The following is a 19,628-nucleotide window of genomic DNA, read 5'->3' on the forward strand; positions in this document are numbered from 1 at the left end:
TCTCATGAACCATAGGACACCTGAGCAAAAAGGATCCCGTTAACTTATACTTATTAAGTCTTTTGTACAGGTTTGTTTTTTCGAACACACGTGTGCATAGCGCTTACGAAGCTGTTACGAGGGCACTATGACTTTACCTACGGCGACTTTACCTACGGCGACTTTACCTACGGCACCTGCGACGACCTCAACTGCGGCGACTGGACCTTCAGCGACCGTACCTATTGCAATCATCGGTACCGGCATGGCGGGGCTTTCCGCCGCCCAGGCGTTGCACAAGGCTGGCCACGCGGTGCAGCTTTTCGACAAGGCACGCGGTGTGGGTGGCCGCATGTCGAGCAAGCGCAGCGAGGTCGGCTCGATCGACGTCGGCGCGCAGTATTTCACTGCCCGCGACCGGCGCTTCGTGGCCCAAGTCCAGCAATGGCAGGCCGAAGGTTGCGTACAGCCGTGGTCGCCTTCGCTGTACAACGCCAAGCAAGGTCGGCTCAGCCCGTCGCCCGACGAGCAGGTACGCTGGGTCGGTGCGCCACGCATGAGTGCCATTGCCAAGGCCATGGCTGTCGACCTGCCTGCCGCCTTTTCCTGCCGCATCGCCGAGGTGTTCAAGGGCGAGGAATTCTGGGAGCTGCTGGATGCCGAGGGCGTCAGCCATGGACCCTTCAGCCACGTCGTGCTCGCTGTTCCGGCGCCCCAGGCCACCGCGCTGCTGGCCAGTGCGCCCAAGCTCGCCACGCAAGTGGCCGGGGTCAAGATGGACCCCACCTGGTCGGTGGCGTTGAGCTTCGACACGCCACTGGACACACCGATGCAGGGCTGCTTCGTGCAGGACAGTCCACTGGACTGGCTGGCGCGAAGCGGCAGCAAGCCCGGTCGCGAAGACAGCTGCGACACCTGGGTGCTGCACGCCACCAGCGCGTGGAGCAAGCAGCACATCGACCTGTCCCGCGAGGCAGTGATCGAACAGCTGCATGGCGCCTTCGCCGAGCTGGTGACTTGCCCGATGCCTGCGCCAAGTTTCAGCATCGCTCATCGCTGGCTCTACGCGCGCCCGGCTCACCCCCATGAGTGGGGTGCGCTGGCCGACCCCGACCTGGGCCTGTACGTGTGCGGCGACTGGTGCCTGTCAGGCCGCGTCGAAGGCGCCTGGCTCAGTGGCCAGGAAGCCGCGCGGCGCTTGCTCGAGCACTTGCAATGAATGCCCGGCATCGGCTCAATCCGCGCAAGCTGTTGCTGTCGAAATGGACCGCCGTGCGCCCCGTGAACCGCGAGAAGCATTTCCTGGTCAGCGAAGTGTTCTGCGATGACGAAGGCGTCGTGCTGGAGGTCGAGTTGCAGGCGGTTCTCACCCACCGTGCCGAACGTCTGCCGTGGCAGGCCCTGCAGGATATGCAGAGCTGGAAGATGGGCTGGCAGTGACACCCTGCCAATGACTGTAATTCTGTACAAAGCATTTGACCTGTACAAATACGGACCTAAGATGAAACTATGCTGTACAGCGTTGTCAGTATGTACAGGTTTCAGAAGAGGTCCGTCATGCAAGAGCCCAGCGTCAGCAAACCCAAGATCGGTATCAGCGCCTGCCTGCTCGGTGCACCCGTGCGCTACAACGCCGGGCACAAGGAATCGCGCTGGTGCAGCCGGATCTTGGTCGAGCATTTTGAGTTCGTCCCGGTCTGCCCCGAAGTCGCCATTGGCCTGGGTACGCCGCGCGAGCCGATTCGTCTGGTCGGCGACAAGGATCACACCCAGGCGGTGGGCACCGTGCATCCCGACATCAACGTTACCGCGCCTCTGGCGGCCTACGGCGAACGAATGGCTGGTGAGCTAACCGATCTCTGCGGCTACATCTTCATGCAGAAGTCGCCGTCCTGTGGCCTGGAGCGGGTGAAGATCTATCGCGACAACGGCGCTCCTCAACGCGAAGGCGGCCGCGGCATCTATGCCCAGGCATTCTGCGCACGCCACCCGGATTTGCCGGTGGAAGAAGAAGGTCGTCTGTGCGATCCGGTACTGCGGGAAAACTTCCTTGTGCGCGTTGGCGCTTATGCCCAATGGCAAGCGCTGCTGGCGGAAGGTTTGACGCGACGTGCCCTGACCGAATTCCACTCGCGCTTCAAATATCAGTTGATGGCCAACAACCCGCTGCAATACAAGGTCCTGGGCAAGCTGCTGGGCAGCATGGGCCGCGGCGATGCCGCGCAGATCGGCCCGCAGTATTTCAGTGAACTGATGCAGGCGCTCAAGCGCTGCGCCACTCGCGGCACCCACAGCAACGTGCTGCAGCACATCAGCGGCTACCTCAAGCGCGACATCGATGCGCAGGACAAGCAAGAGCTGCAACAACTGATCAATCAGTACCGTGAGGGCATCGTGCCGCTGGTGGTACCGATGACGCTGCTCAAACACCTGTTCCGCATCCATCCAGACCCCTACATTGCCCAGCAGACCTACCTGCAGCCACACCCGGAAAACCTGAGCTTGCGCAATGCCATCTGACGCCAACGGCACCGACTGGCTGCCGATCCGCGAAGTCACCCGGCAAACCGGTGTGCACCCGGTTACCCTGCGCGCCTGGGAACGGCGCTATGGCCTGATCGTGCCTCACCGCACCGCCAAGGGCCATCGTTTGTACGACGCCGCACAGATTGCGCGGATCCAGCACGTGCTGACCTGGCTCAACCGAGGCGTGGCAGTCAGCCAGGTGAAGCAACTGCTCGACGCTCCTCGCGATGCCCGGCCGCAAGTCCAGAACGATTGGCAGCAGCTGCGCCAGACATTGATCCAGGCCATCACCGATATGGCCGAGCGTCAGCTGGATGATCTGTTCAATCAAGCGATGGCCCTGTATCCGCCTGCCACTTTGTGCGAGCACTTGCTGCTGCCGCTGCTGACCGATCTGGAGCAGCGCTGGGCCGGCCAGTTCGGGGCGCAGATGCAACGTGTGTTCTTCCATGGCTGGCTGCGCAGCAAACTGGGTGCCCGCCTCTATCACAACAACCGCCAACTGAGCGGCGCACCTGTGGTGCTGGTCAATCAAGCGGACATCACTCCGGACCCGTACCTGTGGCTGGGGGCCTGGCTGATCAGCAGCAGCGATTGCCCGGTGCAGGTGTTCGACGCGCCGCTGCCGGCGGGCGAGCTGGCCCTGGCCTGCGACAAGCTTCAGGCACGCGCGCTGGTGCTGTACGCCGACAAGGCCCTCAACCTCGCGGCGCTGGGGCGGTTGCTGGTCGGTTGCACGTGCCCCAAATGGCTGGTGGGCTCGGCCGTGCTCATTCACCGTGCCGCCGCGGGCGACGGCCCTTCTCCCATTGCCGATCTGCACCTGGCGACCGATCCGTTGCACGCCCAGCAGATGCTGCAGGCGTCTGGCGTATTGGCCGACCGGCAACCCTGAATTCGAATGACGAGGCTTTCATGCAATTGATCTGGCTGCGCAGCGACCTGCGAGTGCACGACAACCCCGCCCTGGCGGCCGCCTGCGAGCAAGGCCCGACCCTGGGCGTGTTCCTGCTGAGCCCCAGGCAATGGCTGGAACACGACGACTCACCGAACAAGGTCGACTTCTGGCTGCGCAATCTCAAGGAACTGAGCGCGAGCCTCAAGGCCCTGCACATCCCCTTGTTGCTGCGTGAAGCGGACACCTGGGACAAGGCACCCAAGGTAATCAGCGCCCTGTGCGCCGAGCACAAGATCGAAGCGGTGCATTGCAACGACGAGTTCGGTGTCAATGAGAACCGCCGCGACGAGGCGGTAGAGGCGGCCCTGGCCAAGGTGGACATTCCCCTGCACCGCTATCTGGATCAAGCGCTGTTCAAACCCGGCAGCGTGTTGACCAAGGGCGGTACTTATTTCCAGGTCTTCAGCCAGTTTCGCAAGGTCTGCTACGAACGCCTGCACCAGTCAGTCCCTGCACTGGTAAAAAAGCCCCGTGCGCAGAAACCGGTGCACATTGCCGCCGACAAAGTGCCTGATCAGGTGAAAGGCTTCGCCGCCCCCGACAAGTCGCTGATCAAGCTCTGGCCGGCCGGAGAAGAAGAAGCGCACAAGCGCCTGGACACCTTTACCGACCAACCGATCGAAGACTACAAGGTCGAGCGCGATCTACCCGCGCACCCTGGGACCAGCCAGATCTCGGCCTACCTGACTTCCGGCGTGGTTTCTCCGCGCCAGTGCCTGCATGCGGCGCTCAACAGCAATCGCGGTGAATTCGAGAGCGGCAACGTCGGCGCCGTAACCTGGATCGGCGAGCTGATCTGGCGCGAGTTCTACCGGCACATCATGGTTGGCTATCCGCGCGTTTCGATGCATCGGCCGTTTCGCGAGGAGTACGCCGCCCTGCCCTGGCGCAAGGCGCCCAGCGAGCTGCAGGCGTGGAAAGAGGGGCGCACCGGCATTCCCATCGTCGATGCGGCCATGCGTCAACTGGTGTCCACCGGTTGGATGCATAACCGCCTGCGCATGATTACCGCGATGTTCCTGAGCAAGAACCTGCTGATCGACTGGCGCGAAGGCGAGCGTTTCTTCATGCAGCACCTGATCGACGGTGACCTGTGCTCCAATAACGGCGGCTGGCAGTGGAGTGCCTCCACAGGTACCGACTCGGTGCCGTATTTCCGGATTTTCAACCCGGTGAGCCAATCGCAGCGGTTCGACGAACAAGGCGTGTTTCTCAAGCAATGGCTGCCCGAGCTGGAAGGCTTGGATCGCAAGCAGGTCCATGCGCCGTCAGGTGATGCACTCAAGCAGAACGACTATCCCCGCCCGATCGTGGATCTGAAGGAAGGACGCGCACGCGCCCTGGCGGCATTCAAGAACCTGCCACGCAAAGCCAAGTAGGAAAGAAGGATTGAAGCAATCGCGGACAGAGGACCCTGCCCGCGCGACGGCCAATGCTGGCCGAGAAAAAACTTACAGCGGCATGCGATAGTTCAGGGTGTAGGCTTCGATACCATCGTTCGGCTCTTTGATGCCGGCGTTCGAGTAATGGATCGCTCTCACACCCAGCTCGTGACCGCCACCGAAGCGCACGCCGAAGCCGATACGGTCTTCGAAGTTGAACGAGGAACCCAGCTTGTTGCCTTCGATCTGCGTGTGCGCGAAGGCGGCGACACCGATGCCGGCTTCGATGTAAGGCTTGATGGACCCGCCGCCGAATTCGTAGACGAATACCGGCGCGAACGACAGGCTGTGGTTGTCCTTGAAGTCCTTGCCATCCCAGTAGGTATAGCCAGCATCCCAGTAGCCGGTCAGGCGACCGACGTCGGTCTGGAACCAGCTCTTGTCCCAATTGGATTGCAAGCCAATGCGATAGACCTGGGACGATTCGCCCGTTTCGCCCGCGGAAAACGATAGGTCGGCCGCGTTCGCGGTCACCGATTGCCCCAACATCAAGGCTGCAAGCGCAGCCAAACTGAACAGTCTCTTCATGAGAAACATCCTACCGAATGCAGTTGTAAGAATTTTTGTCGAAAAAATGGACAAGCTATGGAATCGGAGTTGGAACGTAAGTTCAGTGTTACACCCCGTTTTTTTCACATTTTTTTTACAACGTGAATACTTGCACATTGTCAGAAAATTTCCACAGCTTCGGTAGGACATTTCTAAAAATATCTGCCGACCCACTGGTCCAGAACTGCGCGGGCTGCGCCGGCCCCTCCGCCAGCTGGTTTCCTGCACTCAGCAATCGCTGCAGCTGACGCGCCACGGCGGCGCCGGTATCGACCAGCGCCACGTTGGCCGGGACCATGGTGGCCAACAGGGGCTTGAGGAACGGATAGTGCGTGCAGCCCAGAATCAGGGTGTCGCAACCGGCGTCCAGCAGCGGTTGCACGTACCCCTGCAGCAACAGGCGCAGCGCCGGACTGTCAAGGTCGCCGGTTTCGATCAGCTCGACCAGTCCGGGACACGGCTGGGTGATGACCTGCACTTCATTGGCAAAGCGGTCGAGCAGTGCCACGAATTTGGCGCTGCGCAGGGTGCCGGTGGTAGCCAACACACCGACGACACCACTGCGGGTCGCTGCTGCGGCAGGTTTGACCGCAGGCTCCATGCCAACGATGGGCCAGTCGGGATAGCGTTGACGCAGATCCGCCACTGCAGCGACCGTGGCCGTGTTGCAGGCCAGCACCAACGCTTTGGCACCTTGCCCGTGAAAGAACCGTGCAACCGTGGCACAACGCTCACGGATGAATTCGCTGGATTTCTCGCCATAGGGAATGTGGCCGGTGTCGGCCACGTACAGCAGGGATTCGCGAGGCAGCAGCCGTTCGATTTCGCCAAGCACCGACAAGCCGCCGACGCCGGAATCGAACACGCCGACAGGCGCTTCAGACATGCCGCGTGCTACAGACCGGGCATTTGGGATCGCGCTTGACCCGCATTTCGCGGAAATGAGTGCCCAAGGCGTCGATCAACAGCAGCCGACCCACCAGCACATCACCGAACTGCGCCAACAGCTTCAACGCTTCCAGTGCCTGCAGGCTGCCCACCAGCCCGACCAGCGGGCCTACCACGCCGGCCTCGCTGCAGGTCAGCTCGGCATCGCTGCCTTCGCCGTACAGGCAATGGTAGCAGGGACTTTCCGGACGCCGTGGGTCGAACACCGACAACTGCCCTTCCAGGCGGATCGCGGCACCACTGACCAGCGGCTTGCCGGCGGCAAAGCAGGCGGCGTTCACTGCCTGGCGCGTGGCGAAGTTGTCGGAACAGTCGAGCACCAGGTCGACGGCGGCAACCGCTGCGCTCAGCGAGTCTTCATCCAACGCGGCGCGGTGCGCCACCAGGGCGATTTCGGGGTTGATGGCGCCCAGCCGGGCAATGGCCGAATCGACCTTGCTGCTACCCACCGAGGTGCTGTCGTGCAGCACCTGGCGCTGCAGGTTGGTCACATCGACCGTGTCGAAGTCGGCCAGATGCAGCTCGCCGACGCCCGCTGCAGCCAGGTACAGCGCCACCGGCGAACCCAACCCACCCAAGCCGACGATCAGTACGCGGCTGCCCTTGAGCCTCAGCTGGCCCTGGATGTCGACCTGCGACAGCAGCACCTGCCGGCTGTAGCGCAGCAGCTCCTGATCGGTCAGCACAGCAACCGCCCCAGCGTGATGCGCTCGTGACCGCCGAGATCGATACGGCTTTCGATCTGCTCGAAATCGTGTTGGGCCAGCAGCTCACGCACCGCCGGTGCCTGGTCGTAGCCGTGTTCGAGCAGCAGCCAGCCGCCCGGATGCAGGTGTGCAGGTGCCTGGCCGATGATCAGGCGCAGATCGTCGAGGCCGTCTTCGCCGGCCACCAGCGCACTGGGAGGCTCGAAGCGCACGTCGCCGGCCTGCAGATGCGGGTCGGTGCTGGCAATGTAGGGCGGGTTGCTGACGATCAGGTCGAAACGCTCACCTTGCAAAGCACTGAACCAGTGACTCTCGAGCACCCGGGCGTTGCCCAGGTTGAGGCGCACACGGTTGCGCTCGGCCAGGGCCACTGCTTCGGCAATGCGGTCGACTGCAGTGACTTGCCAGGCACTGCATTCGCCGGCCAGAGCCAGGGCGATCGCGCCCGTACCGGTGCCCAGATCGAGTACCCGCGCCGAGCGGGCCGGCAGCAATTGCAGCGCAGCCTCTACCAGCAGCTCGGTTTCGGGACGCGGGATCAGGGTGTGCGAGGCCACTTCCAGGTCGAGCTTCCAGAACCCCTGCTGCCCCAGGATATAGGCAACCGGCTCGCCCGCCTGGCGACGCTTGATGAAGGCGGCGAAGGCATTGGCGGCATCGCTGGGCACGATGCGCTCGGGCCAGGTGTGCAGGTAGCTGCGCGATTTGCCCAGCGCCGCAGCCAGCAGCAGCTCGATGTCCAGACGCGCGGTCGGGGAATCGGGCAGTTCGACGGCGCGCAACAGGCTGGCAATGATGGTCATGTTCTATTCACCCAACGCGGCCAACTGATCGGCCTGGTATTCAGCCAGAAGCGGCTCTATCACTGCATCGACGCCGCCGGCCAGCACTTCATCCAGACAGTACAAGGTCAGGTTGACACGATGGTCGGTTACCCGGCCCTGCGGAAAATTGTAGGTGCGGATGCGCTCGGAACGGTCGCCCGAACCGACCAGCAGCTTGCGCTCGCTGGCGATGGCATTGGCCGCGGCGCTGCTCTGCATATCGTTGAGCTTGGCCGACAGCCAGCTCATGGCACGAGCGCGGTTCTTGTGCTGCGAGCGTTCTTCCTGGCATTCCACCACGATGCCGGTCGGCAGGTGGGTGATGCGGATCGCCGAATCGGTCTTGTTGACGTGCTGGCCACCGGCGCCGGAGGACCGGTAGGTGTCCACCCGCAGATCGGCCGGGTTGATCTCGATGGCCACCTGCTCGTCCGGTTCCGGCAACACTGCCACCGTGCAGGCCGAGGTGTGGATGCGACCCTGGGATTCGGTTTCCGGCACGCGCTGGACACGGTGCGCGCCGGACTCGAACTTGAGCTTGCCGTAGACGCTGTCGCCTTCGACGCGGGCAATGACCTCCTTGTAGCCGCCATGCTCGCCTTCGTTTTCGGAAAGAATTTCCAGGCGCCAGCCACGGCGTTCCGCATAGCGCGAATACATGCGGAACAGATCGCCGGAAAAGATCGCCGCTTCATCGCCGCCGGTACCGGCGCGGATCTCGAGGAACACGTTGCGACCGTCATTGGGGTCCTTGGGCAGCAGCATGCGCTGCAGCGCACTTTCCAGTTGCGCCAGCTGCTCGCGGGCTTCGCGCACTTCCTCGGCAGCCATCTCGCGCATGTCCGGGTCGTTGTCCTTGAGCAACGCCTGCGCGCCCTCCAGGTCAGCCAGCACCTTGGCCCATTGCTGGTAACCCAGCACCACGGGCTCGACCTCGGCGTATTCCCTGGAATAGGCACGGAAACGGGTTTGCTCGGAAATGACTTCAGCGTCGCCCAGCAAGGCGGTCAGTTCCTCGAATCGGTCCTGGAGCGTGTCCAGCTTGTTGAGCAGTGACGCTTTCATTGCGGCGGCTTATCCGTTGAGCCCTCATGGAGGGCAAAGAGTTCCTGGGCCATGGCCAGCGCATCGACGCGGCCTTCGGCGGAGAGCTTTTTCATGTGCACGCTGGGTGCGTGCAGCAACTTGTTGGTCAGGCCTCGGGCCAGTTGCGCGAGTACCTCTTCGGCGTTGCTGCCGTTGGCCAGCAGACGCATGGCCTTCTGCAACTCCTCGTCGCGCAGACGCTCGCCCTGCTGGCGGTAGGCCTTGAGCACGTCCACGGCCGCCAGCTCGCGCAGGCGCAGCATGAAATCGTCGGCACCCACGCTCACCAGTTCTTCGGCGGCCTGGGCGGCACCCTGGCGGGTTTTCAGGTTCTCGGCAACCACTTCGTGCAGGTCGTCGACGGTATAGAGGTAGACGTCGTCCAGTTCGCCGACTTCGGGTTCGATGTCGCGCGGCACGGCGATATCGACCATGAAGATGGGTTTGTGCTTGCGCAACTTGAGTGCGCTCTCGACCGCACCCTTGCCCAGGATCGGCAACTGGCTGGCGGTAGAGCTGATGACGATGTCGCTGTTGACCAGTTCCTGGGGAATATCGGAAAGCAGCACGGCATGGGCACCGAACTGCGCAGCCAGGGTACTGGCGCGCTCCAGGGTGCGGTTGGCCACCACGATGCGCTTGACCCCCTGCTCGTGCAGGTGGCGTGCGACCAGGGTGATGGTTTCACCGGCGCCGATCAGCAAGGCCTGGCTGCGCGCCAGGTCGCTGAAAATCTGCTTGGCCAGGCTGACGGCGGCAAACGCCACCGAGACCGGGTTTTCACCGATGGCGGTGTCGGTGCGCACCTGCTTGGCAGCGCTGAAGGTGGCCTGGAACAGACGCCCCAGCAGCGGCCCGATGGTGCCGGCCTCGCGGGCCACGGCGTAGGCGGATTTCATCTGCCCGAGAATCTGCGGCTCGCCCAGCACCAGCGAATCGAGCCCGGACGCCACGCGCATCATGTGACGAACAGCCGCATCTTCTTCGTGCACATAAGCGCTCGCGCGCAGCTCTTCGACACTCAAGCGGTGGTAATCGGCCAGCCAGCGCAGCACGGCATCGGCAGCCAGGTGATCCTGTTCGATGTACAGCTCGCTGCGATTGCAGGTCGAGAGGATCGCTGCCTCACGGCTGTCGGTCAGCCGGCAAAGCTGCTGCAGGGCCTCTACCAGCTGCTCCGGAGTAAACGCCACGCGCTCGCGCACGTCTACCGAAGCAGTCTTATGGTTGATACCGAGGGCGAGAAAGGCCATTCAAGGTCGCTGATGATGTCGAGAAGCCGGTAATTGTCCTACTTCGTCCGGCCCAGAACAACCACCGCTATCTATTGTCCTAATAGGCAACCTCGAGTTATGGGTTTGACCTGTGGCTTGTGTCATGATGATCCGACCGCAGGTAAGCCGCCAAAATCCCCTCTATGAATAGAACCTCCACGTTGCTCCTCGCCTTCGCTTTGCTGCAGGGCTGCCAGTCATGGCCAGCCAAAGAGCAGGCGACCCCGGTTCCTGTGGCGCAGCCAGCGCCTGCGCCGGACGAGTCGCCCAAGGTCTACGGCTCGTTCAGCGAGGAAACCGTGTTCAGCCTGCTCAGCGCAGAATTGGCCGGGCAGCGCGATCGTTTCGATCTTGCCCTGGGCAACTACGTGACCCAGGCCCGCAAGACCCAGGATCCGGGCATTGCCGAGCGCGCCTTCCGCATCGCCGAATACCTGGGCGCCGATCAGCCAGCGCTGGAGACCGCGCAGTTGTGGGCGAAAAACGCCCCCGCCGACCTCGACGCGCAGCGTGCCGCCGCCATTCAGCTGGCGCGCAATGGCAAATACGACGAGTCGTTGGTGTACATGGAGAAGGTCCTGCAGGGCCAGGGTGACACCCATTTCGACTTTCTCGCGCTGTCGGCGGCCGACACCGACGAAAGTACCCGGCGCGGCTTGCTGCAAAGTTTCGATCGCCTGCTGGGCAAGTACCCCGGCAACGGCCAACTGATCTTCGGCAAGGCCTTGCTGATGCAACAGGATGGCGATACCGAAGGCGCCCTGGCGTTGCTGGAAGACAACCCACCCCAGGAAGGTGAAATCGCCCCCATCCTGCTGCGCGCCCGCCTGCTCGCCGCGCTGGATCGCGGCAGCGAAGCCATGCCGCTGCTGGAAAAAAACCTCAAGAAAATTCCCGACGACAAGCGCCTGCGCCTTACCTACGCGCGCATGCTGGTCGAACAGAACCGCATGGACGACGCCAAGCTGCAGTTCGCGATGCTCGTTCAGCAATACCCGGACGACGACGAACTGCGCTATTCGCTGGCCCTGGTTTGCCTCGAAGGCAAGGCCTGGGACGAAGCCTACAACTACCTCCAGCAACTGGTGGAGCGCGGCAGCCATGTCGACTCGGCACACTTGAACCTGGGCCGGATCGCCGAAGAGCGCGGCGATCCACAGACAGCGCTCGACGAGTACGCCCAGGTAGATGTCGGTACCGACTATTTGCCCGCGCAGCTGCGTCAAGCCGATATCCTGATCGCCAACGGCCGCGCCGACGAGGCTTCGCGGCGCCTGGCCGCGGCTCGCGATGCCCAGCCCGACTACGCGATCCAGCTGTACCTGATCGAAGCCGAAACTCTGGCCAACAACGACAAGACCCAAGCTGCCTGGCTGGTGCTGCAGAACGCCATCAAACAGAATCCGGACGACCTGAACCTGCTGTACACCCGGTCGATGCTGGCTGAAAAGCGTAACGACCTGGTACAAATGGAAAAGGACCTGCGGGCCATTCTGGCGCGCGAGCCGGACAATGCCATGGCACTCAATGCGCTGGGCTACACGCTGTCCGACCGCACCACTCGCTTCGAGGAGGCCCGCGCCCTGATCGAGCGGGCACACCAGATCAACCCGGAAGATCCCGCGGTGCTGGACAGCCTGGGCTGGGTCAATTACCGCCTGGGTAACCTCGACGCCGCCGAGCGCTATCTGCGCGACGCGCTCGAACGCTTTCCCGACCACGAAGTGGCCGCTCACCTGGGTGAAGTGCTGTGGGCCAGCGGCAAGCAGCGCGAAGCGCGCAAAATCTGGGGCAAGGCCCTGCAAGAACAACCCGACAGCCCTGTCCTGCGCAGCACCATCCTGCGCCTGACCGGTTCAGAGAATCTTTAATCCATGTCTTTGCGTCCTACCTCCTACATGATGCGTCACCTGCTGGTTGCCACTTTCATCGCCGTGCTCACCGGCTGTGCCGGCATGGGCTCCCGCGAAGCCCTGCAGGGCCAAGGCAACCCACAACAGTGGCAGGTGCACAAACAACAACTCACCCAGCTCGACGGCTGGGAGATCAACGGCAAGATCGGCATCCGTGCGCCCAAGGATTCCGGTTCCGGCACCCTGTACTGGCTGCAGCGCCAGGATTACTACGACATCCGTCTGTCCGGCCCACTGGGGCGCGGCGCAGCGCGTCTGACCGGGCGTCCGGGCGATGTCAGCCTGGAGGTGGCCAATCAGGGTCGCTACCAGGCTGCCACACCCGAGGAGTTGCTCGAACAGCAACTGGGCTGGAAACTGCCGGTGTCCCATCTGTCCTGGTGGGTGCGCGGCCTGCCCGCTCCCGACAGCAAGAGCCAGCTGACCCTCGACGGTGACAGTCGCCTGGCGGGACTGGCGCAGGATGGCTGGAAAGTCGAATACCTGAGCTACACCGAACAGAATGGCTACTGGCTGCCCGAGCGGATCAAGCTGCATGGCCAGGACTTGGACGTGACCCTGGTGGTCAAGGATTGGCAGCCGCGCCGGCTGGGGCAGTGACATGAGCGCAGGCACTTCCATGAACCCCGTACTGACCCTGCCGGCGCCGGCCAAGCTCAACCTGATGCTGCACATCCTCGGCCGGCGCGCGGATGGTTATCACGAGCTGCAGACCCTGTTCCAGTTTCTCGACCACGGCGATGAACTGGATTTCGCCCTGCGCGACGACGGCGTGCTGCGGCTGCATACCGAGATAGCCGACGTACCCCACGACAGCAACCTCATCGTCAAGGCCGCGCGACAGCTGCAGGCACTGACCGGAACGTCGCTGGGCGCCGACATCTGGCTGCGCAAGGTGCTGCCCATGGGCGGCGGTATCGGCGGTGGCAGCTCCGATGCCGCCACCACCCTGCTCGCCTTGAACCACCTCTGGCAGACCGGTTGCAGTGAAGATCAGCTCGCGCAGCTGGGGCTTTCCCTGGGCGCCGATGTGCCGGTGTTCGTACGCGGCCACGCGGCCTTCGCCGAAGGCGTGGGCGAGAAACTGACCCCGGTCGAACTGCCACAGCCCTGGTATCTCGTGCTTGTGCCGCAAGTCTCTGTAAGTACAGCGGAAATTTTTTCGGATCCGTTGTTGACACGTGACTCGGCGCCCATTAAAGTGCGCCCCGTTCTTGAGGGAAACAGTCGTAATGACTGCCAGCCCGTAGTGGAGCGTCGTTACCCGGATGTACGTAACGCACTGAATTTGCTTGGCAAATTCACTGAAGCTCGACTAACAGGCACTGGAAGTTGTGTGTTTGGGGCCTTCCCAAGCAAAGCGGAAGCTGATAGAGTTTCGCACCTTCTTGCAGACACCCTTACAGGGTTCGTGGCAAAGGGAAGCAACGTTTCGATGTTGCATCGCAAGCTACAGAGTCTGTAACAGAGAGTCTGTAACAGGAAACGAGTGCTGGGCACTCGGAAGTTTCAAGCTACAGGGGCGTCGCCAAGCGGTAAGGCAGCAGGTTTTGATCCTGCCATGCGTTGGTTCGAATCCAGCCGCCCCTGCCATTTTCCTATACTCATCCAGGTATACCCTCAGCCGGCAGGTACTGCGCGTGTCCAAGATGATGGTCTTTGCGGGGAATTCAAACCCCGATCTGGCTCGACGCGTTGTGCGTCAGCTGCATATCCCTCTCGGTGATGTCTCCGTCAGCAAGTTTTCCGATGGTGAAATCAGCACCGAGATCAATGAAAACGTTCGCGGTAAAGACGTCTTCATTATCCAGCCTACATGTGCGCCGACCAACGATAACCTGATGGAACTGGTGCTGATGGCTGATGCCTTCCGCCGCTCCTCGGCTTCGCGAATCACCGCCGTGATCCCCTACTTCGGTTACGCTCGTCAAGACCGCCGTCCGCGCTCTGCCCGTGTGGCAATCAGCGCCAAGGTCGTCGCCGACATGCTGACCGTAGTGGGCATCGACCGTGTACTCACCGTCGACCTTCACGCCGACCAGATTCAAGGCTTCTTCGATATTCCGGTCGATAACATCTACGGTTCTCCGGTTCTGGTGGACGATATCGAAGACCAGCGCTTCGAGAACCTGATGATCGTTTCCCCCGACATTGGTGGCGTGGTGCGTGCACGCGCCGTGGCCAAGTCGCTGGGCGTCGATCTGGGCATCATCGACAAGCGTCGCGAGAAGGCCAACCACTCCGAAGTGATGCACATCATCGGTGATGTCGAAGGCCGTACCTGCATCCTGGTCGACGACATGGTCGATACCGCCGGCACTCTGTGCCATGCGGCCAAGGCCCTGAAAGAACATGGCGCGGCCAAGGTGTTCGCCTATTGCACCCACCCGGTCCTGTCGGGTCGTGCGATCGAGAACATCGAGAAATCCGTGCTGGACGAGCTGGTGGTGACCAACACCATCCCGCTCTCCGCAGCCGCACAAGCCTGCGGGCGTATCCGTCAACTGGATATCGCCCCGGTTGTTGCCGAAGCGATGCGTCGCATCAGCAACGAAGAATCGATCAGCGCGATGTTCCGCTGAGGGCCCTGCCCTTCGCGAATACCGTTCTGACGAAAAGCGCCCCGGCCCGACACTCTTGTCGGGCCGGGGCTTTTTTGCCCGTATCGCCTTGGCGCTGGTCGCAAACGCTGGGCGAACGTGGTTATTTTGGAGAAACACATGAACGATTTCACTTTGAATGCCGAAGCGCGTTCCGACCTGGGGAAAGGTGCGAGCCGCCGCCTGCGTCGTCTCGCCAGCCTGGTACCAGCTGTTGTCTACGGTGGCGAAAAAGCCCCTGAGTCGATCAGCATGCTGGCCAAGGAAGTTGCCAAGCTGCTCGAAAACGAGGCTGCCTTCAGCCACGTGATCGAACTGAACGTTGGTGGCACCAAGCAGAACGTCCTGATCAAGGCACTGCAGCGTCACCCAGCCAAGGGTCACGTCCTGCACGCTGACTTCGTACGCGTGATCGCCGGCCAGAAACTGACCGCCATCGTGCCTCTGCACTTCATGAACCAGGAACCGGCTGTCAAGAAAGGCGGCGAGATCTCGCACACCGAGACCGAGCTGGAAGTGACCTGCCTGCCGAAAGACCTGCCTGAGTTCATCGAAGTCGACATGGCTGACGCTGAAATCGGCACCATCATCCACCTGTCCGACCTCAAGGCTCCGCAAGGCGTCGAGTTCGTGGCACTGGCTCATGGTACCGACCTGGCAGTTGCCAACGTTCACGCTCCGCGTATCGTTGCCGACGAAGAAACCGAAGAAGGCGCTGCCGAGTAATCTTACTCGCGCGCCGAGCTGTGGATGACACCCTCGGGTGCCGTCCACGACTCGACAAGGAAGAGCCCCTGCCGTGACCGCCATACAACTGATCGTTGGCCTGGGTAACCCCGGCCCCGAATACGAACAGACCCGGCATAACGCAGGGGCTCTTTTCGTTGAGCGCATCGCCCAGGCACATCGTGTGAACCTGGTAGCCGATCGCAAGTATTTCGGCCTGACGGCGCGTTTCAGCCATCAGGGCCATGACGTTCGTCTGTTGATCCCCACCACCTACATGAACCGCAGCGGTCAATCCGTCGCAGCGATGGCGAATTTCTTTCGCATACCGCCGCAAGCGATCCTGGTGGCCCATGACGAACTCGACCTGCCCCCCGGCGTCGCCAAGCTCAAACTGGGCGGCGGGCACGGCGGGCACAACGGCCTGCGCGACATCATCGCGCAGCTCGGCAATGACAATGGCTTTCACCGTCTGCGGCTTGGCATCGGCCACCCGGGTGACAGCAAGTTGGTGTCCAATTTCGTTCTTGGCCGCGCCCCGCGCGCCGAACAGGAAAAGCTGGATGCCAGTATCGATTTTGCCCTCGGTGTGCTGCCGGATATCTTCGCCGGCGAGTGGAATCGCGCGATGAAAAACCTGCACAGCCAAAAGGCCTGACTCTTCGAAGAGGGATTCACCATGGGATTCAACTGCGGCATCGTCGGCCTGCCCAACGTCGGCAAGTCCACCCTGTTCAACGCCTTGACCAAATCCGGGATCGCGGCCGAGAACTTTCCGTTCTGCACCATCGAGCCCAACAGCGGCATCGTGCCGATGCCCGATGCGCGCCTGGAAGCACTGGCTGCCATCGTCAATCCCAAGCGCGTGCTACCCACCACCATGGAGTTCGTCGACATCGCGGGCCTGGTGGCCGGCGCCTCCAAGGGTGAAGGGCTAGGCAACAAGTTTCTCGCCAACATCCGCGAGACAGACGCCATCGCCCACGTGGTGCGCTGCTTCGAAGACGAGAACGTGATCCACGTTTCCAACAGCGTCGACCCCAAGCGCGACATCGAGATCATCGACCTGGAGCTGATTTTCGCCGACCTCGACAGCTGCGAGAAGCAACTGCAGAAGGTTGCGCGCAACGCCAAGGGCGGCGACAAGGACGCGGTGGTGCAAAAGGGCCTGCTGGAGCAGTTGATTGCCCACTTCACCCTGGGCAAGCCGGCCCGCAGCCTGATGCGCACCATGGGCAATGACGAGAAGGCGGTCGTGCGCGGTTTCCATCTGTTGACCACCAAGCCAGTCATGTACATCGCCAACGTTGCCGAAGACGGCTTCGAGAACAACCCGTTGCTGGACGTGGTACGGGTGATTGCCGAAGAAGAAGGCGCGATCGTGGTGCCGGTGTGCAACAAGATCGAAGCCGAGATCGCCGAGCTCGACGACGGTGAAGAGAAGGACATGTTCCTCGAGGCCCTGGGCCTGGAAGAGCCCGGCCTGAACCGGGTGATCCGCGCCGGCTACGAACTGCTCAACCTGCAGACCTACTTCACCGCCGGCGTCGAGGAAGTCCGCGCCTGGACCGTGAAGATCGGCGCCACCGCACCACAGGCCGCCGGCGTGATCCACACCGACTTCGAAAAAGGCTTCATTCGCGCCGAAGTCATCGCCTACAACGACTTCATCCAGTACAACGGCGAAGCCGGGACCAAGGAAGCGGGCAAATGGCGCCTGGAAGGCAAGGAATACATCGTCAAGGACGGTGACGTGATGCACTTCCGCTTCAACGTCTGATCGGCATATTAAGTTTCAGGGTGTTTTTTGAAACACCGAGAAATTGATCGACCCCCAGTAAAACCGCGCCTTTGCGCGGTTTTACTGTTTCAGAACGTCCCATTTTGTTTCTGCCGGTTCCATCCAAAAGGTGAGTAGGTTTCTGAGTACAGGAATTTGCCAAGCACCAAAGCGGTGAGTACAGTGGGTTCTCAGCCCACGGAGACCTGAGTTTGCTAACCGATGCCCACTGCCGCAGCGCCAAGCCGAGGGAAAAGCTATATCGGCTCAATGACCAACGTGGTCTGTACCTTGAGGTCAAACCTACAGGCGTGAAAGCATGGCGGTATCGCTTTGCGCTGAATGGCAAGTCCAGCATGATCGGACTAGGCGATTACCCAACCGTGAGGCTGTCAGAAGCAAGAGAACGAAGTGAAGCGGCACGCAAGCTGGTCAAGGAGGGCGTAAATCCAGCCCGCCAAAGGCAGCTCGACCGGGTTAGGCAAGCAAACGAAGCGACCAATACGTTTGATGTCATAGCCAAAGAGTGGTTGCAGACCAAAGACTGGGAGGACATCACCAAAAATCGACGCCTCGATATGTTGGAGCGAGTGGTGTTTCCCAACATTGGAAAACTTCCTGTCCGCGAGGTTACCTCAGCTCAGATACTTAACATCCTCCAGTCAACATTCAAGCGCGGCGCTCCGAGCGTAGCAGCAGAGGCTCGTCGCACCATGTCTGCGGTATTTGAATATGCCGTCGCCACGCTCCGAGCCGATAGCGATCCAGTCTGGCCGGTTCGTAAAGCACTACCCACCAACAAAACACAGCATAAGACTGCCCTAACCACGGATCAGATCGGCAAGCTATTACGTGATTTTGACAACCACCGTTGCAGCTTCCAGCTCAATTACTGCATCCGACTGATGTGGTGGACGCTAGGGCGGCCCAGCGAGGTAGCCGAAGCCGAATGGGAGGAGTTTGATCTTGAAGCAGCGATTTGGCGAGTACCTTCACGGAGAATGAAAGCACGAAAGGAACACATTGTTCCCCTGCCCCACCAAGCAATCCAAATGCTCAACGTACTTAACGGCATCACTGGCAACCGGACGCATTTATTCCCCGGCCGAGATAATCGGCAAATGCCAATGGCCGTCGCATCGATGCGTCAGGCTTTGAAGGTGTTAGGGTGGAGCGGCAAATACAGCCCCCATGGTACGCGGACGACTGGCAGTACTCGGCTAAATGAGCTCGGATACAGACCCGATGCCATCGAAGCTCAACTTGCTCACGCTGACCAGAACAACGTTCGTCGAGCCTATAACCATGCGACATACTTCGACGAACGACGCTCGATGATGCAGGATTGGGCAGATCACCTTGACGCCTGGAGTAAGGAATGAACGAGCCGCGATATCTACCCGAGGGTTTTGCCAGCAGCTTGAGCAAGCAAGAGGCTAAGTTGATCAATATCGTGGCCGGGATCGCCTACAAACGTCGTGAAGCCGGATTGCCCACCATTGGCCAACTCCAGCCATTCTGCATGCAAATATTACAACTTGCGGCCGACTACACCCGACTAAAAGAACATGAGAAGTTGAAGCAAGCTAGAGGTCCTGCGCTTCAAAATATTGCACGTGCATGCTCAGACCTTCAGATCGCACTACAAACGCTGGATCCAGATGGAATTGAGGCGTTAATACATATCACTAATCGCCAAAGCGGTGAGACTGAGGAGACCCTTCGGCAGCATTGCTTAACCCCTTCACCGCACTTATCGATCATGGAGCGGCTCCAAATCCAAGAGTTGGAAGCCATCCAAAAAGCTGCCAATGGCGCTTCCAGTGCGCGAAGTCGTGGCCGTCGGTCTCAGGCTGCTGAACGGTGGACATCGCTGGAGTTCGTCCGCCTATGCCACTCGATGGGCTGGTCCAACGTACAGGTAGCAAATGGTGGATCGGAAAGCAAAAACAGGCGGCTTCCGGTGCCATCTGACGCTGTGATCTGTTTGGCAGCCATTTTTGAGTTTTCGGGAACACCTTCGGCACGCTCGTTCACACATGCGAACACTGCACTTCGATCATTACGCAAAATTACCCAACATGCTGTTGTCCATACCTATGGCACCGCGGATGACGCTTATGAGGAGTGCGAACACTATGAAATTTCGCTCAAGACAAGCGTAAGTGACTCGTTAAAGCTGCTTGCGGAGCTACCCAATTTCATTCCAAAGGAGACTCTACCTCCACCCTGCGAGTGAAGGGCCTTCGTCCGGTCTGAGACCCACTTGCAGATCTTGGCAGCTCACCTATTTGAACCAACCATAGCTCATGCGTG

At 61.1% G+C, this 19,628-nt stretch carries 20 protein-coding genes and 1 tRNA gene; 15 read left to right on the plus strand and 6 right to left on the minus strand.

Annotated features, from left to right (window positions below):
• Positions 1–223 precede the first annotated feature (223 nt).
• The 5 genes from IFT57_RS16450 (at position 224) to phrB (ending at position 4,842) form a co-directional block, all read left to right on the plus strand.
• Positions 224–1,198, plus strand: a complete 975-nt coding sequence (locus IFT57_RS16450) for an NAD(P)/FAD-dependent oxidoreductase (protein WP_342030367.1) — start codon at positions 224–226, stop codon at positions 1,196–1,198.
• Positions 1,195–1,419 (plus strand): TIGR02450 family Trp-rich protein, encoded by a 225-nt coding sequence (locus tag IFT57_RS16455; protein ID WP_192152084.1) that lies wholly within the window; start codon positions 1,195–1,197, stop codon positions 1,417–1,419. Before IFT57_RS16450 ends, IFT57_RS16455 begins: the two co-directional genes overlap by 4 nt.
• Before the next feature lie 117 nt (positions 1,420–1,536).
• A complete protein-coding gene (locus tag IFT57_RS16460; RefSeq protein ID WP_192152085.1) occupies positions 1,537–2,499 on the plus strand; it encodes a YbgA family protein in 963 nt (320 codons plus the stop codon).
• Complete coding sequence (locus IFT57_RS16465; protein ID WP_122795336.1) at positions 2,489–3,400, plus strand: MerR family transcriptional regulator; 912 nt, start codon at positions 2,489–2,491, stop codon at positions 3,398–3,400. Before IFT57_RS16460 ends, IFT57_RS16465 begins: the two co-directional genes overlap by 11 nt.
• A 20-nt stretch (positions 3,401–3,420) precedes the next feature.
• Positions 3,421–4,842, plus strand: a complete 1,422-nt coding sequence (gene phrB / locus IFT57_RS16470) for a deoxyribodipyrimidine photo-lyase (protein ID WP_192152086.1) — start codon at positions 3,421–3,423, stop codon at positions 4,840–4,842.
• A 72-nt stretch (positions 4,843–4,914) separates the two neighbouring features.
• Here the strand turns inward: phrB and IFT57_RS16475 are convergent, their stop codons facing one another.
• The 6 genes from IFT57_RS16475 to hemA all read right to left on the minus strand — a co-directional run bounded on the left by IFT57_RS16475 (position 4,915) and on the right by hemA (position 10,272).
• Positions 4,915–5,433: an acyloxyacyl hydrolase gene (locus tag IFT57_RS16475; protein ID WP_049861191.1), complete on the minus strand. Its 519-nt coding sequence runs from the start codon at positions 5,431–5,433 to the stop codon at positions 4,915–4,917.
• A gap of 115 nt (positions 5,434–5,548) precedes the next feature.
• Complete coding sequence (gene murI, locus IFT57_RS16480) at positions 5,549–6,340, minus strand: glutamate racemase (RefSeq protein WP_122795338.1); 792 nt, start codon at positions 6,338–6,340, stop codon at positions 5,549–5,551.
• The gene (locus IFT57_RS16485) at positions 6,333–7,088 is read right to left on the minus strand and encodes a molybdopterin-synthase adenylyltransferase MoeB (protein ID WP_122795339.1); all 756 of its coding nucleotides are present in this window, start codon (positions 7,086–7,088) and stop codon (positions 6,333–6,335) included. Before IFT57_RS16485 ends, murI begins: the two co-directional genes overlap by 8 nt.
• A complete protein-coding gene (gene prmC, locus IFT57_RS16490; protein WP_192152087.1) occupies positions 7,082–7,912 on the minus strand; it encodes a peptide chain release factor N(5)-glutamine methyltransferase in 831 nt (276 codons plus the stop codon). Before prmC ends, IFT57_RS16485 begins: the two co-directional genes overlap by 7 nt.
• A 3-nt stretch (positions 7,913–7,915) precedes the next feature.
• Entirely contained in the window at positions 7,916–8,998 is a 1,083-nt protein-coding gene (gene prfA, locus IFT57_RS16495; protein ID WP_122715162.1) for a peptide chain release factor 1, read from the minus strand.
• Positions 8,995–10,272, minus strand: a complete 1,278-nt coding sequence (gene hemA / locus IFT57_RS16500) for a glutamyl-tRNA reductase (protein ID WP_122795342.1) — start codon at positions 10,270–10,272, stop codon at positions 8,995–8,997. Before hemA ends, prfA begins: the two co-directional genes overlap by 4 nt.
• 164 nt (positions 10,273–10,436) lie before the next feature.
• Between hemA and IFT57_RS16505 the strand changes: the two genes are divergently transcribed.
• The 10 genes from IFT57_RS16505 (at position 10,437) to IFT57_RS16550 (ending at position 19,551) form a co-directional block, all read left to right on the plus strand.
• Positions 10,437–12,164, plus strand: coding sequence for a tetratricopeptide repeat protein (locus tag IFT57_RS16505; protein ID WP_192152088.1), 1,728 nt, complete (start codon positions 10,437–10,439; stop codon positions 12,162–12,164).
• 27 nt (positions 12,165–12,191) lie between these two features.
• Positions 12,192–12,806 (plus strand): lipoprotein insertase outer membrane protein LolB, encoded by a 615-nt coding sequence (lolB, locus tag IFT57_RS16510; RefSeq protein ID WP_192152226.1) that lies wholly within the window; start codon positions 12,192–12,194, stop codon positions 12,804–12,806.
• Positions 12,807–12,825: 19 nt separating this feature from the next.
• The gene (ispE, locus tag IFT57_RS16515) at positions 12,826–13,671 is read left to right on the plus strand and encodes a 4-(cytidine 5'-diphospho)-2-C-methyl-D-erythritol kinase (RefSeq protein WP_192152227.1); all 846 of its coding nucleotides are present in this window, start codon (positions 12,826–12,828) and stop codon (positions 13,669–13,671) included.
• A gap of 53 nt (positions 13,672–13,724) precedes the next feature.
• A tRNA-Gln gene (locus tag IFT57_RS16520) sits at positions 13,725–13,799 on the plus strand.
• A 47-nt stretch (positions 13,800–13,846) separates the two neighbouring features.
• Complete coding sequence (locus IFT57_RS16525) at positions 13,847–14,788, plus strand: ribose-phosphate pyrophosphokinase (protein ID WP_043192909.1); 942 nt, start codon at positions 13,847–13,849, stop codon at positions 14,786–14,788.
• A gap of 138 nt (positions 14,789–14,926) precedes the next feature.
• Positions 14,927–15,532: a 50S ribosomal protein L25/general stress protein Ctc gene (locus tag IFT57_RS16530; RefSeq protein ID WP_122475235.1), complete on the plus strand. Its 606-nt coding sequence runs from the start codon at positions 14,927–14,929 to the stop codon at positions 15,530–15,532.
• A gap of 73 nt (positions 15,533–15,605) precedes the next feature.
• Positions 15,606–16,190 (plus strand): aminoacyl-tRNA hydrolase, encoded by a 585-nt coding sequence (gene pth / locus IFT57_RS16535; RefSeq protein ID WP_043192904.1) that lies wholly within the window; start codon positions 15,606–15,608, stop codon positions 16,188–16,190.
• A gap of 21 nt (positions 16,191–16,211) precedes the next feature.
• Positions 16,212–17,312, plus strand: a complete 1,101-nt coding sequence (gene ychF, locus IFT57_RS16540; RefSeq protein WP_122475237.1) for a redox-regulated ATPase YchF — start codon at positions 16,212–16,214, stop codon at positions 17,310–17,312.
• A gap of 212 nt (positions 17,313–17,524) precedes the next feature.
• Entirely contained in the window at positions 17,525–18,694 is a 1,170-nt protein-coding gene (locus tag IFT57_RS16545; protein WP_192152089.1) for a tyrosine-type recombinase/integrase, read from the plus strand.
• Positions 18,691–19,551, plus strand: coding sequence for a hypothetical protein (locus tag IFT57_RS16550; protein WP_192152090.1), 861 nt, complete (start codon positions 18,691–18,693; stop codon positions 19,549–19,551). The genes IFT57_RS16545 and IFT57_RS16550 overlap by 4 nt, the downstream gene beginning before the upstream one ends.
• The last annotated feature ends 77 nt before the right edge of the window (positions 19,552–19,628 follow it).

Source organism: Pseudomonas sp. CFBP 13719, assembly GCF_014842095.1.
Lineage (GTDB): Bacteria > Pseudomonadota > Gammaproteobacteria > Pseudomonadales > Pseudomonadaceae > Aquipseudomonas.

Excerpts from the sequence above, each read along its gene's own strand:
- IFT57_RS16455 (WP_192152084.1), top strand. The coding sequence starts at position 1,195 with ATGAATGCCCGGCATCGGCTCAATCCGCGCAAGCTGTTGCTGTCGAAA.
- IFT57_RS16460 (WP_192152085.1), top strand. The coding sequence starts at position 1,537 with ATGCAAGAGCCCAGCGTCAGCAAACCCAAGATCGGTATCAGCGCCTGC.
- IFT57_RS16465 (WP_122795336.1), top strand. The coding sequence starts at position 2,489 with ATGCCATCTGACGCCAACGGCACCGACTGGCTGCCGATCCGCGAAGTC.
- phrB (WP_192152086.1), top strand. The coding sequence starts at position 3,421 with ATGCAATTGATCTGGCTGCGCAGCGACCTGCGAGTGCACGACAACCCC.
- IFT57_RS16475 (WP_049861191.1), bottom strand. The coding sequence starts at position 5,433 with ATGAAGAGACTGTTCAGTTTGGCTGCGCTTGCAGCCTTGATGTTGGGG.
- murI (WP_122795338.1), bottom strand. The coding sequence starts at position 6,340 with ATGTCTGAAGCGCCTGTCGGCGTGTTCGATTCCGGCGTCGGCGGCTTG.
- prmC (WP_192152087.1), bottom strand. The coding sequence starts at position 7,912 with ATGACCATCATTGCCAGCCTGTTGCGCGCCGTCGAACTGCCCGATTCC.
- prfA (WP_122715162.1), bottom strand. The coding sequence starts at position 8,998 with ATGAAAGCGTCACTGCTCAACAAGCTGGACACGCTCCAGGACCGATTC.
- hemA (WP_122795342.1), bottom strand. The coding sequence starts at position 10,272 with ATGGCCTTTCTCGCCCTCGGTATCAACCATAAGACTGCTTCGGTAGAC.
- IFT57_RS16505 (WP_192152088.1), top strand. The coding sequence starts at position 10,437 with ATGAATAGAACCTCCACGTTGCTCCTCGCCTTCGCTTTGCTGCAGGGC.
- lolB (WP_192152226.1), top strand. The coding sequence starts at position 12,192 with ATGATGCGTCACCTGCTGGTTGCCACTTTCATCGCCGTGCTCACCGGC.
- ispE (WP_192152227.1), top strand. The coding sequence starts at position 12,826 with ATGAACCCCGTACTGACCCTGCCGGCGCCGGCCAAGCTCAACCTGATG.
- IFT57_RS16530 (WP_122475235.1), top strand. The coding sequence starts at position 14,927 with ATGAACGATTTCACTTTGAATGCCGAAGCGCGTTCCGACCTGGGGAAA.
- ychF (WP_122475237.1), top strand. The coding sequence starts at position 16,212 with ATGGGATTCAACTGCGGCATCGTCGGCCTGCCCAACGTCGGCAAGTCC.
- IFT57_RS16550 (WP_192152090.1), top strand. The coding sequence starts at position 18,691 with ATGAACGAGCCGCGATATCTACCCGAGGGTTTTGCCAGCAGCTTGAGC.